Source organism: Cryobacterium sp. Sr3, from assembly GCF_004402835.1.
Taxonomy (GTDB): domain Bacteria; phylum Actinomycetota; class Actinomycetes; order Actinomycetales; family Microbacteriaceae; genus Cryobacterium; species Cryobacterium sandaracinum.
This window is the reverse complement of record NZ_SOFA01000041.1, coordinates 59,185-73,813: the sequence shown is the minus strand read 5'-3', so window position 1 is coordinate 73,813 and position 14,629 is coordinate 59,185. Positions and strand designations below refer to the sequence as shown.

Annotated in this window: 14 protein-coding genes; 9 read left to right on the top strand and 5 right to left on the bottom strand. The window is 68.7% G+C overall.

Annotation, left to right across the window (positions count from 1 at the left end):
• Positions 1-34 precede the first annotated feature (34 nt).
• The gene (locus tag E3N94_RS13455) at positions 35-1,840 is read right to left on the bottom strand and encodes a biotin carboxylase N-terminal domain-containing protein (RefSeq protein WP_104100335.1); all 1,806 of its coding nucleotides are present in this window, start codon (positions 1,838-1,840) and stop codon (positions 35-37) included.
• A 109-nt stretch (positions 1,841-1,949) separates the two neighbouring features.
• A complete protein-coding gene (locus E3N94_RS13450; protein ID WP_104100334.1) occupies positions 1,950-2,603 on the bottom strand; it encodes a Maf family protein in 654 nt (217 codons plus the stop codon).
• 45 nt (positions 2,604-2,648) lie between these two features.
• On the opposite strand from E3N94_RS13450, the gene E3N94_RS13445 reads away from it, so the two are divergent.
• From E3N94_RS13445 to E3N94_RS13430, 4 genes are all read left to right on the top strand, one after another.
• Positions 2,649-3,962 (top strand): TRAM domain-containing protein, encoded by a 1,314-nt coding sequence (locus tag E3N94_RS13445; protein ID WP_104100333.1) that lies wholly within the window; start codon positions 2,649-2,651, stop codon positions 3,960-3,962.
• A 79-nt stretch (positions 3,963-4,041) separates the two neighbouring features.
• Entirely contained in the window at positions 4,042-4,728 is a 687-nt protein-coding gene (locus tag E3N94_RS13440; RefSeq protein ID WP_104100375.1) for a response regulator transcription factor, read from the top strand.
• Positions 4,715-6,013, top strand: coding sequence for an ATP-binding protein (locus E3N94_RS13435; protein WP_134570409.1), 1,299 nt, complete (start codon positions 4,715-4,717; stop codon positions 6,011-6,013). Before E3N94_RS13440 ends, E3N94_RS13435 begins: the two co-directional genes overlap by 14 nt.
• Complete coding sequence (locus tag E3N94_RS13430) at positions 6,010-7,050, top strand: hypothetical protein (protein WP_104100331.1); 1,041 nt, start codon at positions 6,010-6,012, stop codon at positions 7,048-7,050. The genes E3N94_RS13435 and E3N94_RS13430 overlap by 4 nt, the downstream gene beginning before the upstream one ends.
• Positions 7,051-7,434: 384 nt before the next feature.
• Here E3N94_RS13430 and E3N94_RS13425 read toward each other — a convergent pair whose 3' ends face one another.
• Both E3N94_RS13425 and E3N94_RS13420 read right to left on the bottom strand, forming a co-directional pair.
• A complete protein-coding gene (locus tag E3N94_RS13425) occupies positions 7,435-7,728 on the bottom strand; it encodes a hypothetical protein (RefSeq protein WP_241987129.1) in 294 nt (97 codons plus the stop codon).
• Between the two features lie 9 nt (positions 7,729-7,737).
• Positions 7,738-9,342, bottom strand: a complete 1,605-nt coding sequence (locus E3N94_RS13420) for an acyl-CoA carboxylase subunit beta (RefSeq protein WP_104100373.1) — start codon at positions 9,340-9,342, stop codon at positions 7,738-7,740.
• A 194-nt stretch (positions 9,343-9,536) separates the two neighbouring features.
• Between E3N94_RS13420 and E3N94_RS13415 the strand changes: the two genes are divergently transcribed.
• Together E3N94_RS13415 and E3N94_RS13410 are read left to right on the top strand one after the other, a co-directional pair.
• On the top strand, positions 9,537-10,379 hold the full coding sequence (locus E3N94_RS13415; RefSeq protein WP_104100330.1) for a biotin--[acetyl-CoA-carboxylase] ligase: 843 nt from the start codon (positions 9,537-9,539) through the stop codon (positions 10,377-10,379).
• A gap of 6 nt (positions 10,380-10,385) precedes the next feature.
• Positions 10,386-10,943, top strand: coding sequence for a PH domain-containing protein (locus tag E3N94_RS13410; protein ID WP_233191317.1), 558 nt, complete (start codon positions 10,386-10,388; stop codon positions 10,941-10,943).
• Here the strand turns inward: E3N94_RS13410 and E3N94_RS13405 are convergent.
• The gene (locus tag E3N94_RS13405) at positions 10,940-11,431 is read right to left on the bottom strand and encodes a GtrA family protein (RefSeq protein WP_134342660.1); all 492 of its coding nucleotides are present in this window, start codon (positions 11,429-11,431) and stop codon (positions 10,940-10,942) included. The two genes, E3N94_RS13410 and E3N94_RS13405, sit on opposite strands and share 4 nt — an antisense overlap.
• A gap of 120 nt (positions 11,432-11,551) precedes the next feature.
• Here E3N94_RS13405 and E3N94_RS13400 point away from each other — a divergent pair, with 120 nt between their 5' ends.
• From E3N94_RS13400 to E3N94_RS13390, 3 genes are all read left to right on the top strand, one after another.
• Positions 11,552-12,688, top strand: a complete 1,137-nt coding sequence (locus tag E3N94_RS13400) for a 5-(carboxyamino)imidazole ribonucleotide synthase (protein ID WP_134570408.1) — start codon at positions 11,552-11,554, stop codon at positions 12,686-12,688.
• 87 nt (positions 12,689-12,775) lie between these two features.
• Positions 12,776-13,243: a 5-(carboxyamino)imidazole ribonucleotide mutase gene (gene purE, locus E3N94_RS13395; protein ID WP_104100370.1), complete on the top strand. Its 468-nt coding sequence runs from the start codon at positions 12,776-12,778 to the stop codon at positions 13,241-13,243.
• A complete protein-coding gene (locus tag E3N94_RS13390) occupies positions 13,243-14,601 on the top strand; it encodes an LCP family protein (protein ID WP_134570420.1) in 1,359 nt (452 codons plus the stop codon). Before purE ends, E3N94_RS13390 begins: the two co-directional genes overlap by 1 nt.
• Positions 14,602-14,629: the final 28 nt, after the last annotated feature.

Here is a 14,629-nt window from a genome sequence, read left to right as displayed (position 1 = left end):
ACGAGGGCGTTGACGTGTCAGCCGGTGACGCGGGTCAGGCGTCCACGGCTTCCACGGCGTCCACGGCTTCAACGGCGTCCATGACGGCCATCAGCAGGAAGCCAGAGGCCACGGTCGCGCCGATGATCGCCCCCACGTTGCCGACGATGCCGTCCTTGTGGGCGGTCAGTGGTTGCTCCATCTTCATGGCCTCCAGCACCAGCAGCAGATCACCCTTGACGACGAGGTCGCCCTCGGCCACGGCCAGCTTCACGATGGTCGCCTGCATCGGGGCGTGTACGGCGTCGCCGGTGGCCGAGCTGACGGAGGGGGAGCCGCCGCGCCGACGGGGTGCCGGGCCGGCCGTGTTCTCGGAGGCGGCGCCGGGCAGCAGGCGGACCGGCAGACTGACCTCGATCCGTCGCCCCTCCACCTCGACGACGACGTTGTGGCGCTTAGCGGGGCCGGTCAGCACTTCCGGCGAGCCGTTCCACGGCTCGATGTCGTTGACGAACTCGGTTTCGATCCACCGGGTGAAGATCGTGAACGGCTCACCGTCGGCGGGGGCGAACGCGGGGTCGCGCACGATCCGGCGGTGGAACGGCAGCACGGTGGGGAGACCCGCGACCTCGAACTCGTCCAGGGCCCGGCGGGAACGCTCGAGCGCTTCCTCGCGGGTGGCGCCGGTGACGATGAGCTTTGCGAGAAGGGAGTCGAACGAACCCGAGATGACGTCGCCGGCGGTGACGCCGCTGTCCACGCGCACCCCGGGGCCCCCGGAGGGCTTGAAGACGTGCACGGGGCCGGGGGCCGGCATGAAGCCGCGGCCGGCATCCTCGCCGTTGATGCGGAACTCGAAGGAGTGTCCGATCGGCTCCGGGTCGGGGTAGTCGAGGCGACCGCCCTCGGCCAGGCGGAACTGCTCGCGCACCAAATCGATTCCGGTCACTTCCTCGGACACGGGATGCTCGACCTGCAGCCGGGTGTTGACCTCCAGGAACGAGACGGTGCCGTCCTGGCCGATCAGGAACTCGCAGGTGCCGGCGCCCACGTAGCCGACCTCGGCGAGGATCGCCTTGGACGCGCGATACATCTCGTTACGCTGCGCGTCGGTCAGGAACGGCGCGGGGGCCTCCTCGACCAGCTTCTGGTGGCGGCGCTGCAGGGAACAATCGCGGGTGGAGACGACGACGACCGTGCCGGATGCGTCGGCGAGGCACTGGGTCTCGACGTGGCGCGGCTTGTCCAGGTACTTTTCGACGAAGCATTCGCCGCGACCGAACGCGGCAATGGCCTCGCGGGTGGCGGAGTCGAAGAGCTCGGGCACCTCCTCGCGGGTGCGGGCGACCTTGAGGCCGCGACCGCCGCCGCCGAAGGCCGCCTTGATCGCAACCGGCAGGCCGTGGAGGTCGACGAAATCGAGCACCTCCGCGGCATCCGCCACCGGGTTGAGGGTGCCGGGCGCCATCGGCGCATGCACCTTCTCGGCGACGTGCCGTGCGGAGACCTTGTCGCCGAGCTTCTCGATGGCGTCGGGGGAGGGGCCGATCCAAATCAGGCCGGCCCCGATCACGGCGCGGGCGAAGTCGGCGTTCTCGGCGAGGAACCCGTAGCCGGGGTGCACGGCATCGGCGCCGGACCGTCGGGCCACGGAGAGCAGCTTTTCGATGACGAGGTAGGTGTCGGCGCTCGTGGTTCCGTCGAGACCGTAGGCCTCGTCGGCCAGATGCGAATGCATCGAGTCGCGATCCTGGTCAGCGTAGACGGCAACCGAGGCAATGCCGCTGTCTTTTGCGGCTCGGACCACCCGGACGGCGATTTCGCCCCGGTTTGCGATGAGGACCTTCGTTATTGGGGGCACAGTGCCCTAGCTTATGGGGCAGAGCGACCGGGTTTTTGGTTCTCTCCCACAAAAAGAGGCCGGAGAAAGGTGCGGATGCCTACAAACAACCTCGAAAACCAGCAATCTGTCAGTTGTCGGTGCGGTTCCACAGGCTCGGCCACGCGTGCCCGAGACCGGTCACCAGCCGGCGCAGCGTCGGCAGCGAGAGCCCGACGACGGTGGACGGATCCCCGCTGATGTGGGTGATGAACGGCGCCCCTAGGCTGTCGATGGTGAAGGCCCCGGCCACGAGCAGAGGCTCGCCGGTGGCGATATAGGCGTCCAGCTCCGCATCCTCGATGTCGTCGGCGAAGGTGACGTCCGCGACGGCGACGGCGCCGACACCGCGCCCGGCCACGCCGGCCGAGTGGTCGATCAGCCAATGGCCCGAATACAGCTGCCCGGTTCGGCCGCGCTGCAGGTGCCAGCGTTCGCGCGCCTTCTCGGCGGTGTGCGGCTTGCCGTAGATGACGTCGTCGATCACGAAGACCGAGTCGCCGCCGAGCACGAGGCCGTCGGTGATGTCGCCGCTGTCGGTCAACACGCGGGACACGGCCTCCGCCTTGGCCCGCGCCAGCAGCTCCACGACCCGGTGGGGAGTCAGCGGTCCGCCGCCCGACCGGGCCGCGTCGGCGGCGACCACGTCCTCGTCGACGTCGGGCGCAACTGTGACAGGTTCGATCCCCGCGGTGCGCAGCAGCATAAGCCGGGCCGGAGACGTGGACGCCAGGTACAAGCGCATGGGTTTCCTTCGGTGGGGGTGCACGCGGTGTGGGATCATCGAAGGATGGGCTCCAGCAATGACATTCAGGCAGATTCGAACGGGCACTCCGCAGAAGTGGGCACGGAACTCGAACTTGACGTCACCAACGTAGCCCACGGCGGCATCTTCATCGCCCGGCACGAGGGCCGCGTGGTCTTCGTGAGTGACACACTGCCGGGGGAGCGCGTGCGCGCCCGGCTGACCTCGGCCAGCCACAAAAGCTTCTGGCGGGCGGAGACCGTCGAAGTGCTCACCCCGGCACCGGAGCGTCAGCCGCACATTTGGGCCGCTGCCGCCCTCGACCGCGACCCCGTCGACCGCGCCGGCGGCGCCGAGTTCGGCCACATCGAGCTCGGTTTCCAGCGCGAGCTGAAGCGCCAGGTTTTGGCTGACGCCTTGAAACGGATGGCCGGTATCGAGTCCGAGGTCATGGTCGAGCCGGTCCCGGTCGGCCCCAACGCCTCGCCCGGCGACGCCGCCGACGGCACCGGCTGGCGCACGCGCGTGCGCCTGCACGTGGACGAGGACGGCTCTGTCGGCCCTTATGCCGCCCGCTCGCACCGGGTGATCCCGGTCGGCGACCTGCCGCTGGCCGACCGCCTGCTCGAGGCGGCCGCACCGCTGGACAAAATGTTTCCCGGCGCCGCATCCGTCGACATCGTCGCCCCGAGCCTGGGCACCGTGCAGATCCTGGTGGCGGAGCAGGATGACAAGGGCCGACGCCGGCACACCCCGAAAACGCTGATCCGCGAGGTTGTGGGCGAGCGCGAGTTCCGCCTCGACGCCGCTGGGTTCTGGCAGGTGCACACCAGCGCCGCCGAGACCCTCTACTGCGCGGTGCAGGACATCATCGACGCGGACGCCTTCGACCCCCGGGCCGCGAACCTGGACCTCTACGGCGGGGTCGGCCTGCTCGCCGCCGCCGTGGGCGACCGGTTCGGCAGCACGGTGCGCATGACCAGCGTCGAGAGCGACCCGCAGGCCACGGACTTCGCGGCTGAGAACCTCGCCGAGTGGGTGGGGGCCAGCGTGCAGACCTCCCGCGTCGACCGGTTCCTGAACGCGCTCGTGCGCGATTCGAGCTCCGCCGAGAAGGCTCGCCAGTCGGCCGCCACGGTGATCCTCGACCCGCCACGCTCCGGCGCCGGCAAGGAGGTCATCGACCTGCTCGGCGCCGTGGAACCGGCCCAGATCGTCTACGTGGCCTGTGACCCCGTCGCCCTGGCCCGCGACATCGCCCTCCTCGCCGGTCACGGGTACATCCTGCGCCGGCTGCGTGCCTTCGACCTGTTCCCCAATACCCACCATGTCGAAGCCGTCGCGCTCCTGTCCCGGTAGCTATCGTTGACCTGTACGACAACGTGAGGATGTAGGAACCGTGAACCAGCCAGCAACACCTCTCCCCTCGGCCCCGGGAATTCCCGGCGCCCTCGAACTCGGCCATCCCGTGCGGGTGGGCATCGCCGACGATCACGAGTCGGTGCGCCTGGGCATCAAGGCGGCCTGTGAGAACGTCGGCTACGAGGTCGTCTTCACCGCGCCCACCGTGCAGGAGCTCGTGAACGGCATCGACGGCCGTGCCGTAGACGTCATCGTGTTGGATCTGTCGCTGGGCGATGGATCCCGCGTCACCGACAATGTGCACCGTGCCCAAAGCACGGGCGCGTCGGTCCTCGTGCACAGCATCGCCGATCGGGTCGCCCTGGTGCGCGAGGCGCTTGCCGCGGGCGCGGCCGGCGTCATCCCCAAATCGTCCCCCACCACCACGGTCATGGCGGCCGTCGCATCCGTGGCCCGCGGCGACGTTCTCAACAACCTCGAGTGGGCCACGGCCATCGACGCCGACCGCGACTTCGCCAAGGCCCAGCTCGGCCGGCGCGAACGTGACGTGCTGCACCTCTACGCGTCGGGGCTCCCCCTCAAAATGGTGGCGATGCAGCTTGGCATCGCGCACTCGACCGCCCGTGAGTACCTCGACCGGATCCGGGTGAAATACGTGGAGGTCGGCCGTCCGGCACCCACCAAGGTGGACCTGCTCCGGCGCGCCGTCGAAGACGGAATCCTGCCGGGCCTCGACCCGGATGGCGGAGATGCCCGCGGGTAAGCCCGCGGGCTCCGGCCCTCTGGGCTCCACCGCGGCGCACTCGGACGCCGAGCTGCTCGATTCCGACCCGATCGTGGGGCCCAAACAGCCGCGCAACCCGATCAGCCGCACCCGGATCGAAGTCGTGGCCTCGCGTTCCGTCGCCGGCGTCGGCGTGGTCTTCGCCCTCCAGGCGATGCCGATCATGCTCGCGCAGGCCCCGGTGCGGGTGCCGGTTATGGGTTTGCTCGCGCCGCTGCTGCTCGGTCTGTCGCTGGCGGCGGTCGTGGTGGCCGCCGTGACCAAGGTCGGGGTGCGGGCATCCGCCGGAACCGTGGCGATGCTCTATCTGGCGGCGCTGCTGGCCTGGCCCATGCTGATGCGTGACCCCGCGGCCGTGCTCGACGGCAAACCGTGGCTCTGGTACATGTGCACCATCGCAACGGCCTGCGCCGCTCTGGCCTTCCCGGTGTTCTGGGCCGTCATCTACACGCTGGTCGTGCCGATCGTCTACGGCGTGGTGCGGTCGACACCGTCCGGCGGCGACGCCGATGTTCTTCTGTCGTCTCTGGACACGGTCTACGCGATAATCCTCGGCCAGGTCATCCTGATCATCATCTTCATGCTGCGGCAGACGGCCCTCGCGGTCGACAACGCGCAGACCAACGCGCTGCACCAGTATGGGAACGCCGTGCGGCAGCACGCGACGGAGGTCGAGCGCGTGCAGGTCGACTCGATCGTGCACGACAGCGTGCTGGCCACGTTCCTCGCCGCGGCCGCGGCCGGCAGCCCGAAGGCGGCCGAGCTGGCCTCCGGCATGGCCTCTGATGCCCTCACCCGGCTCAACGACGCCGCCATCGTGCCTGCCGGTGACGACAGCACGGTTGCCTTCAGCGAGCTCAGTGCGCAGATCCGGGCCGCCGCCGACCGGCTGCCGGTGCCGTTCACCGTCGACGAGTGCGAGATCGACGGGTTGCGCCTCCCGGTCCACGCGAGCGAGGCGATCCTCGCCGCGAGCGTGCAAGCCATGGTGAACAGCGCCCAGCATGCCGGCACGCCGAGCTTCGAGCCCGACCGCGCCCTCACGATGAGCGGGAACGCCCGGGGGGGCTGCACCATCACGATCGCCGACACCGGCGTGGGCTTCGACCCAGAGCTTGTGCCGGCGGAACGGCTCGGACTGCGCATCTCGATCCAGGACCGGGTGGCCAGCGCCGGCGGATCCGTGCGCGTGCGCGCCGGGGTGGGCCGCGGAACGACGATCACCATCGAGTGGCCGCCGGCCCAGAAAGGACGTCCCGAGTGATCACCGTTCCGCGCGGACTCGTGCTCTCCCTGGCCGCAATGTTCTCCGCCTACCACATCGTGCTCGGCTTCTACTCGCTGGGCCAACCGCGCAGCCCGGTGCCGGCGATCCTGGCGCTGCTCGTCTACGGTGTGGCGACCGTGCTCAGCCTCTGGCCGACGAGCCCGATGCGGATGCCGGTGTGGCTGGCGTTCTTCAACGTCGCTGTTTGTGCGATGCTGCCGCTGCTCGTGGGGAGCCAGCTCGACGGCTCCGTCGACAACGGCTACGCCACCTGGAATGTCGCTGCCGTGGGCACCCTGATGACTATTACCGCCACCCGCCGGCGCCCAGGCCTGGCCTGGGTCGGCGCCGCGACGCTGGTCGTGCACACGATTTTCTGGGCTGGCCCGGCGGCCCTGGGCTCCATGGGCGTCATCGGCAGTGTGGTCTGGGTCGCGGTCGCGGTCATCCTGGCGCGGGCGCTGGCCAAGGCAGGCCGCGACGCCCGGCAGTACGCCCTGGCCGAGCAGGAGGCCACCGAGTGGCAGGCCGCCCAGGACGCGCACCTCTACGAGCGCCAGGTTCGGCTCGCCCAGACCATCCGGCTTGCGGCCCCGATGCTGCGCCGGATCATCGACCAGGGCGGGGTGCTGAACGACGAGCAGCGTCAGGAGTCCCGCTACCTGGAGGCGGCTGTGCGGGACGAGATCCGCGGACGGAAGCTGCTCAATGACGCCGTGCGTGACGCGATCATGGCCGCGCGTCGCCGCGGCGCCATCGTCACCCTGCTCGACGAGGGCAGTATCGACGACATCCGCGGCGCGGAGCTGGAATCGGTGCTCAACACTCTGGCGACCGCGATCGACTCCACCCTGGCGGACACGATCATCGCCCGGACCGCCGGCGACGGGTCCGCGACCGCGGTCACCGTGGTGGGTCTCAGCAGCGCAGACGCGAAGCTGATCGCCCTCGGCCAGGAGTCACCGGAGCCTGAGGTGCACCTGTGGCTGGAGATCCCGCGCAACCCGGTCCTGACGTCCTCCGGCCCGGGCTAGTTGGTCAGCACGCGGAGCACCGTGCGCCGAGCGCACACCAATTCGACGGAGATTTTCGTCTGCAACCACTTTTTCGGAGTGTTTGGGGCCGTTTCCCTCAAAATCTCCGTCGAATTCGTTCGAGACGGGGTTACGCCTGGGCCACGCCGGCAAATGCGAAAGGGACCAACCGTGGTTGATCCCTTTCGACTTTCGTGCCAGGGCGACAACCCGAATGTCACCCTGACGCGCCCCCAAAACCCGACTGCTTACCCTAGTCGACGGGCTTTAGTCGTGAACTCTTAAGAGCATCACCGAGCAATGCCAATACTGGTCGAACCTGTTCGGTAAAAAAAGTCGGCATTTAGGGGGACCGGGAGCGCCCGACGGTTGGGAACCGAAGGGTCAGGCCCAGAATCCGCGCCAGCGGCCTGCGCCGGGGGTCAGAGCCACCCGGACACTGCGCTGGCTGCGCTGCCACGCGCTCTGGCCGCGCACCGGCGCCTGGCGCAGGTTGTCGCCCTCCTCGCGCACCAGGCCGTGCAGCACGGCCGACACGGCGGCCGCCTCGGTGGGGGAGACGCCGGGGGTCAGGAAACGCAGCCCGGGCACCGGGGGAACCTCGGGCGACGCAGACTCGGTCTCCTCGGCTGAGCTCGGGGCGCTCGGGGCGCTCGTAACATTCGATGAATCGGTCATAGCACCCGCCTACAGCGGAATGTTCCCGTGCTTCTTGGGCGGCAGACTCGCTCGCTTGGTGCGCAGGGCGCGCAGGGCCTTGGTCACCGCGACGCGGGTCGTGGCCGGCTCGATGATGCCGTCCAGTTCGCCGCGCTCGGCCGCCAGGAACGGACTCGCCACGTTGTAGGTGTACTCGTTGGCCAGCCGGGTGCGCACGGCGGCAACATCCTCCTCGGCTGCTTCGGCCTTCTTGATCTCGGCACGGTACAGGATGTTCACGGCGCCTTGGCCGCCCATCACGGCGATCTCCGCGGTCGGCCAGGCCAGGTTGATGTCCGCGCCGAGCTGCTTGGAGCCCATCACGATGTACGCGCCGCCGTAGGCCTTGCGCAGGATGACGGTGACCAGAGGCACGGTCGCCTCCGCGTAGGCGTAGAGCAGCTTGGCGCCGCGGCGGATGATTCCGGTCCACTCCTGGTCGGTGCCGGGAAGGAAGCCCGGCACGTCGACCAGGGTGAGGATAGGAATCGAGAACGCGTCGCAGAAACGCACAAACCGGGCGGCCTTCTCGCCGGCCGGAATGTTGAGCGTGCCGGCCATGGCGTTGGGCTGGTTGGCGACGATGCCGATCGAGCGTCCCTCGACGCGGGCGAAGCCGACGACGATGTTCGGGGCGAACAACGGCTGCGTCTCGAGGAAGTCGCCGTGGTCGACGATGTGCTCGATCACGGTCTTCACGTCATAGGGCTGGTGCGCGGAATCGGGGATGATCGTGTTCAAGTTCCGGTCGCCATCCGTCGTCTCGAGCTCGATGTCGCTGTCGAAGACGGGCAGGTCGGCCAGGTTATTGTCCGGCAGGAAGCTGAGCAGGGTGCGGGCGTAGTCGAGGGCGTCGGGCTCGTCGCTGGCCAGGTAGTGCGCCACACCGGAGATCGTGTTGTGCGTGAGCGCGCCGCCGAGCTCTTCCATGCCGACGTCTTCGCCCGTGACGGTCTTGATCACGTCGGGGCCGGTGACGAACATCTGGCTGGTCTTGTCGACCATGATCACGAAGTCGGTCAGGGCAGGGGAGTAGACGGCGCCGCCGGCGGCGGGGCCGCAGATGATCGAGATCTGCGGGATGACGCCGGACGCGGCCGTGTTCCGGCGGAAGATCTCGCCGTACTTGCCGAGGGCGACGACGCCCTCCTGGATGCGCGCTCCGCCGGAGTCGAGGATGCCGATGATGGGCACCCCGGTCTTGAGGGCAAGGTCCATCACCTTGATGATCTTCTCGCCGGCAACCTCGCCGAGCGAGCCGCCGAAGATGGTGAAGTCCTGCGAGTAGACGCAGACCTGGCGGCCGTGGATGGTGCCGGTGCCCGTGACGACCGCGTCGCCGTAGGGCCGCTTCTTCTCCATGCCGAATGCGTGCGTGCGGTGCCGCACGAACTCGTCGATCTCGACGAAGGAGCCCTGGTCGAGCAGCAGGTCGATGCGTTCCCGCGCGGTCATCTTGCCTTTGGCGTGCTGTTTCTCGATCGCGGCCTCGCCGCTGGCGGTCACGGCTTCGTGATAGCGCAGCTTGAGGTCGGCGAGCTTTCCAGCCGTCGTGTACAGGTCGGGGCCCGCAAGGGGCGAGTTCTCAGTCACGCGGTTCACTCTACCGGCCAGCCCCTGCTCCCGATCGTTGACGATTGTCTACAAAAACCGGCCGGTTTGCTGGTCGGGTGCGTCTGCCTTCCTGTGGCCAACTCCTGAGGATTGGCGGATTCGGGCCGGAATTGTGCCATTTGCGCTCGTATTCGCCAGAATTACAGGAGTCAGCCACAGGGAGAGAGAATCAGATGGAGTTTCCGCTCAGCCGCGAGGTCGTGCCGCGTTTCGAGTACCTACCCGAGACCGGGTCGACGAACGACGTGCTCGTCGCCCACACTGCGGGCGAGGATGCCGCAGCCTGGCCCGACCTGTCGACGGTCGTCACCGACAACCAGACCCGCGGTCGCGGCCGACTGGGTCGGACCTGGCTCGCCCCCACCGGAAAGTCGCTCGCCATCTCGGTGCTGCTCCGCCCGAGGGCCTCGGCCGCCCCGCTCCCGATCGACCACTTCGGCTGGTTCCCCCTGCTCGCCGGAGCCGCGATGACCCGGGCCGTGCGCGCGGTCGTCGAGGCGAGCCTGGCAGCCCGGGTGGACGAACCCGGCGAGGAGGCGCCCCGACACGAGGTCACCCTGAAATGGCCCAACGACGTGCTGATCGACGGTTACAAGGTGTCGGGCATCCTCTCGGAGCTGCTGCCCGGCGCGCAGGGGCTGGTTATCGGCGCCGGCCTGAACGTGTCCCTCGACGAGCACGACCTGCCCACGCTCACCTCGACGTCGCTGCTGCTGGTGACCGGTTCGGCCCCCGATCCGGATGCCGTGCTCGCCCGCTACCTCACCGAACTGCGGCAGCTCACCCGGGCCTTCCTCGACGCGGAGGGCGACCCGGTCCAAAGCGGGCTTTTGCGCGCGGTGACCGAAGCGTGCGGCACACTCGGCGGGGTCGTGCGGGTGGAACTGCCCGGTGGCACCGACCTGGTCGGCACCGCGATTGCGCTCGACCGGAGCGGCCGGCTCATCGTCGAAGACCAGGCGAGCGGCGAATTGCAGGCTGTCGCCGCCGGGGATGTCACCCACCTGCGGTATTAATAGATTATGACAAAGACAGCGGGCTTCGCGGCGGCGGAGGTGCTTCCCCCGGCCGAGTCGGTCGTGGCCGGGCTCCGGCCGCACGCCCGAATCCTGTTCTGGCCCACCCTGGCGCTGCTGGCCATTTCCGCGGCCACCGGGTACTTCTACGGTTCCCTGCCGGAGCCGTGGCAGAATATCGCGCTGCTGGCTGCCGCGGCCGCCCTCGTGCTGCTGCTCTGGCTGCTGCCGCTGATGTCGTGGCTGAACAACCGCTACACGATCACCACCCGGCGCATCATCTTCCGGCACGGATTCTTCGTGCGCACCCGCCAGGAATTGCTGCACAGCCGCGGCTACGACGTGACGGTGCGCCAGAACTGGCTGCAGTCGCTGGCCCACTCGGGTGACGTTCTGATCAACGCCGGGCTGGAGCATCCGCTCGTCTTGAAAGACGTGCCCAACGCCACCCTGGTGCAACAGGTGTTGCACGACCTGATGGAGTCCTCGCATACCTTGATGGGCTTGCGCCGCCAGGAACAGTCAGCACTCGCCGACGAGACCGCGCGCTGGGGCTCCCGCTAGGCAGCCAGCGCCCGCTCCGAGTCGGCCGTCGCCGCGCGCCGCGGGGAGAACACCCAGTGCCGGTAGAGCACGAAACGGAAGGCCGAGCCCAGCCCCAGCCCGATCACGTTCGACGAGATGTTGTCGGCGAGCAGGCTGGTGTAGCCGAGCCCGTAGCGGCTGACCCAGAGGCAGGCGAGGCCGATGGCCATGCCGACGAGACTGACCGCGAAGAACTCGGCCGCCTCGCGCAACGTGCGCGACTGGCGGTTGGCCCCGAAGGTCCAGAAGCGGTTGCCGATCCAGTTCACAATGATGGCCAGCGTGGTCGACACGACCTTGGCGTAGATCGGTCCGGACTCCACCACGGCGGGGTCGAAGACCGTGGTGCGCAGCAGGTTGAAGACCGTGAAGTCCACGACGAAACCGACGAGGCCGACAGCCCCGAACTTGCCGAGTTGGTGGGCGAAGGCCAGAAGCCGTGCTGACCGGCGCTGTGTACTCGGCATGCATCCCTCCGGATGATGGGCAAAGATAGAGGTCGAGAACCCGAGTCTACGGCGAGGTCCAGCCTGCAGCCTGAGAGAACCCGTACCGGCAATGACCGGTACCAAGGAATTGGTGGAGCGATGAACACGACTGTGGGCGTTATCGGCGGCGGCCAGTTGGCCAGGATGATGATTCCGGCGGCCGTCAACCTGGGCATCCGGATCCGGGTGCTGGCCGAGAACGAGGGTATGTCGGCCGACCTGGCCGCGGTGCAGGTGGGCGACTACCGCGACCGAGACGTGGTGCTGGCCTTCGCCGACACCGTCGACGTCGTCACGTTCGACCACGAGCACGTGCCGCAGGGGATCCTGCGCGAGCTCGTGGCCAGGGGCGTGGCCGTGCACCCGGGCCCCGACGCGCTGCTCTTCGCCCAGGACAAGCTGTTGATGCGTCAGCGCCTGAGTGAGCTGGGTCTGCCCGTGCCCGACTGGGCGCGGGTCGAGAACGCCGCTGAGTTGGGCGCGTTCCTGGCCGCGCACAACAGTCGCGGGGTCGTCAAGACGGCCCGCGGCGGCTACGACGGCAAGGGCGTTCGGCTGGTCACCCACGAGCACGAGGCTGACGACTGGTTCGCCGCGCTCGCCGAAGACGGCAACGACGGCGCCCTCCTGGTGGAGGAGCTGGTCGAGTTCCGTCGCGAGCTCGCCCAGTTGGTCGCGCGACGCCCGTCCGGCCAGATCGCGCTCTGGCCCGTGGTGGAGACCGTGCAGCAGGGCGGCGTCTGCGCCGAGGTCATCGCGCCCGCACCCCAGTCCGAGGGCAGGCTGGCCCGGGCCGCCGCCGACATCGCCGTGCGCATCGCCGAGGGCATCGGCGCCACCGGCATGCTGGCCGTCGAACTGTTCGAGACGACGGATGAGCGCATCCTGGTCAACGAGTTGGCGATGCGCCCACACAACAGCGGCCACTGGTCGATCGAGGGGTCGACGACGAGCCAGTTCGAGCAGCACCTGCGCGCCGTGCTCGACCTTCCCCTCGGGGCGACCGACGTCAGGGACCCGTGGACGGTCATGGTCAACATCGTCGGCGGGCCGGCGTCGGAGCCCCTGTCCGCGCGCTACCCGACCGCGTTCGAGGCCTACCCGGCCGCCAAGGTGCACACCTACGGCAAGGACCCCCGGCCGGGGCGCAAGGTCGGCCACGTGACCGTCGGTGGGGACGATTTGGACCTCGTCGCGTACCAGGCGCGTGCCGCAGCGGCAGTTTTTCAGGACTGACCAAATAGGATCGACTGCGTGACAGACAACCCTGAGCTCGAGACCGCCCCGCGCGAAACCGCCCTGGTGCCGCTGGTCGGCGTCGTGATGGGCTCCGATTCCGACTGGCCGGTGATGAGCGACGCGGCGCAACTCCTGCGCGACTTCGACGTTCCCTTCGAGGTGCAGGTCGTTTCCGCGCACCGCACCCCGGAGAAGATGATCGCCTACGGCCAGAGCGCCCATGCGCGCGGCATCCGGGTGATCATCGCCGGCGCCGGCGGCGCCGCCCACCTGCCCGGCATGCTCGCGGCCGTGACCACCCTGCCGGTGGTGGGCGTGCCCGTTCCGCTGGGTCGGCTCGACGGCCTGGACTCGCTCCTGTCGATCGTGCAGATGCCGGCCGGGGTGCCCGTGGCCACCGTCTCCATCGGCGGAGCACGCAACGCCGGCCTGATCGCCGTCAAGGTCCTCGCCATCGCCGACGACTCCCTGCGGGTCAAGCTGCTCGGCTATCGGGAGATGCTCGCCGCACAAGTCGAGCAGAAGAACCTGGACCTCCAAGCAAAACTATGATCAGTGCACGCACGCCGATCCGGCATCCGGATCTCGGGTCCGCCCCGATCATGACCAAACGGGCCTGGTGGCTCGTCGTGCTCAACTTCGTGCTGCCCGGCTCCGCGCAGGTGCTGGCCGGCAACCGTCGGCTCGGCCGGTTCGGCCTCGGCATGACGCTCACGCTGCTCGCCCTCGCGGTGGTCGTGGGGGTCGTCTACACTCTCTGGCCTGCCGTCGCTCTGACCGTGTTCACCAACTCGATCGGCCTGTGGGCGGCCGCCCTGCTGCTGGCCTTCTCCGGTGTGGTCTGGCTGATCCTGTCCCTGGACACGCTGCGCCTCGTGCGCCTCGTGCGCGCCACCCCCAAGGCCCGCCCGATCATCGCCGGGCTCGCGACGGTGCTGATGGTGGGCGTGGTCGGCACGGCCGGGTACGGCGCGTACGTGGCCACGACGGCCAGCGGGTTCCTCTCCTCGGTCTTCGTGGCAGGCCCGACGGAGCCGCCCTCCGACGGCCGCTACAACATCCTGCTGCTCGGCGGCGACGCCGGCCCCGACCGTGAGGGTCTACGCCCCGACAGCATCTCCGTGGTCAGCATCGATGCGGAGACCGGCCAGGCCAGCATGATCGGCTTGCCGCGCAACCTGGAGGACGTGCCGTTCTCTGCGGGGCCACTCGCCGACCTGTACCCGGAAGGGTACGGATCGATCGACGGCTGTGAGGTCTCCGCGTGCATGCTGAACTCGATCTACACCGAGGTGGAGGTGAAGAGTCCGGAGATGTACCCGGATGCTGTCGGCAGCGGCAGCGAACCGGGCATCGAAGGCATGCGCGACGCGGCCCAGGGCGTGACCGGGCTGACGATCCAGTACTACGTATTGATCGACATGCAGGGATTCTCCGACCTCGTCGACGCGCTCGGCGGAGTCGACATCAACGTCGACCACCGTGTCCCCGTGCATACCGACGAGACCTTCACCGAGGTTGCCTTCTGGTTCGAGCCCGGCAGGCAGCACATGGACGGGTACCACGCCCTCTGGTACGCGCGCTCACGCCATGACACGAGCGACTACGACCGGATGGTGCGGCAGCGGCAGGTGCAGGAGGCGATCCTGCAGCAGGCGAGCCCCGCCAACGTGCTGACGAAGTTCCAGGCGGTTGCATCGGCCGGCAGCCAGGTCGTGAAGACCGACATCCCTCAGGGCATGCTCGGCTATTTCACGCACCTGGCGTCGAAGACGAAGGCGCTGCCGATCCAGTCCGTCGAGTTGGTGCCGGAAAACGACGTCGACCCGGAGGTTCCCGATTACGACGTCATCCGCAGCCTGATCGAAGCCGCCCTGGTTCCGCCGCCCACGGCGGAACCGGCCCCGTAGGGCCGGTTGGGTCCAGGGTCGGTCGAAC

What these genes read in the sequence shown, in the direction of transcription:
- E3N94_RS13450 (WP_104100334.1), bottom strand. Translation starts at nt 2,603, where the DNA reads ATGCGCTTGTACCTGGCGTCCACGTCTCCGGCCCGGCTTATGCTGCTG.
- E3N94_RS13445 (WP_104100333.1), top strand. Translation starts at nt 2,649, where the DNA reads ATGGGCTCCAGCAATGACATTCAGGCAGATTCGAACGGGCACTCCGCA.
- E3N94_RS13435 (WP_134570409.1), top strand. Translation starts at nt 4,715, where the DNA reads ATGCCCGCGGGTAAGCCCGCGGGCTCCGGCCCTCTGGGCTCCACCGCG.
- E3N94_RS13425 (WP_241987129.1), bottom strand. Translation starts at nt 7,728, where the DNA reads ATGACCGATTCATCGAATGTTACGAGCGCCCCGAGCGCCCCGAGCTCA.
- E3N94_RS13415 (WP_104100330.1), top strand. Translation starts at nt 9,537, where the DNA reads ATGGAGTTTCCGCTCAGCCGCGAGGTCGTGCCGCGTTTCGAGTACCTA.
- E3N94_RS13410 (WP_233191317.1), top strand. Translation starts at nt 10,386, where the DNA reads ATGACAAAGACAGCGGGCTTCGCGGCGGCGGAGGTGCTTCCCCCGGCC.
- E3N94_RS13405 (WP_134342660.1), bottom strand. Translation starts at nt 11,431, where the DNA reads ATGCCGAGTACACAGCGCCGGTCAGCACGGCTTCTGGCCTTCGCCCAC.
- E3N94_RS13400 (WP_134570408.1), top strand. Translation starts at nt 11,552, where the DNA reads ATGAACACGACTGTGGGCGTTATCGGCGGCGGCCAGTTGGCCAGGATG.
- purE (WP_104100370.1), top strand. Translation starts at nt 12,776, where the DNA reads ATGGGCTCCGATTCCGACTGGCCGGTGATGAGCGACGCGGCGCAACTC.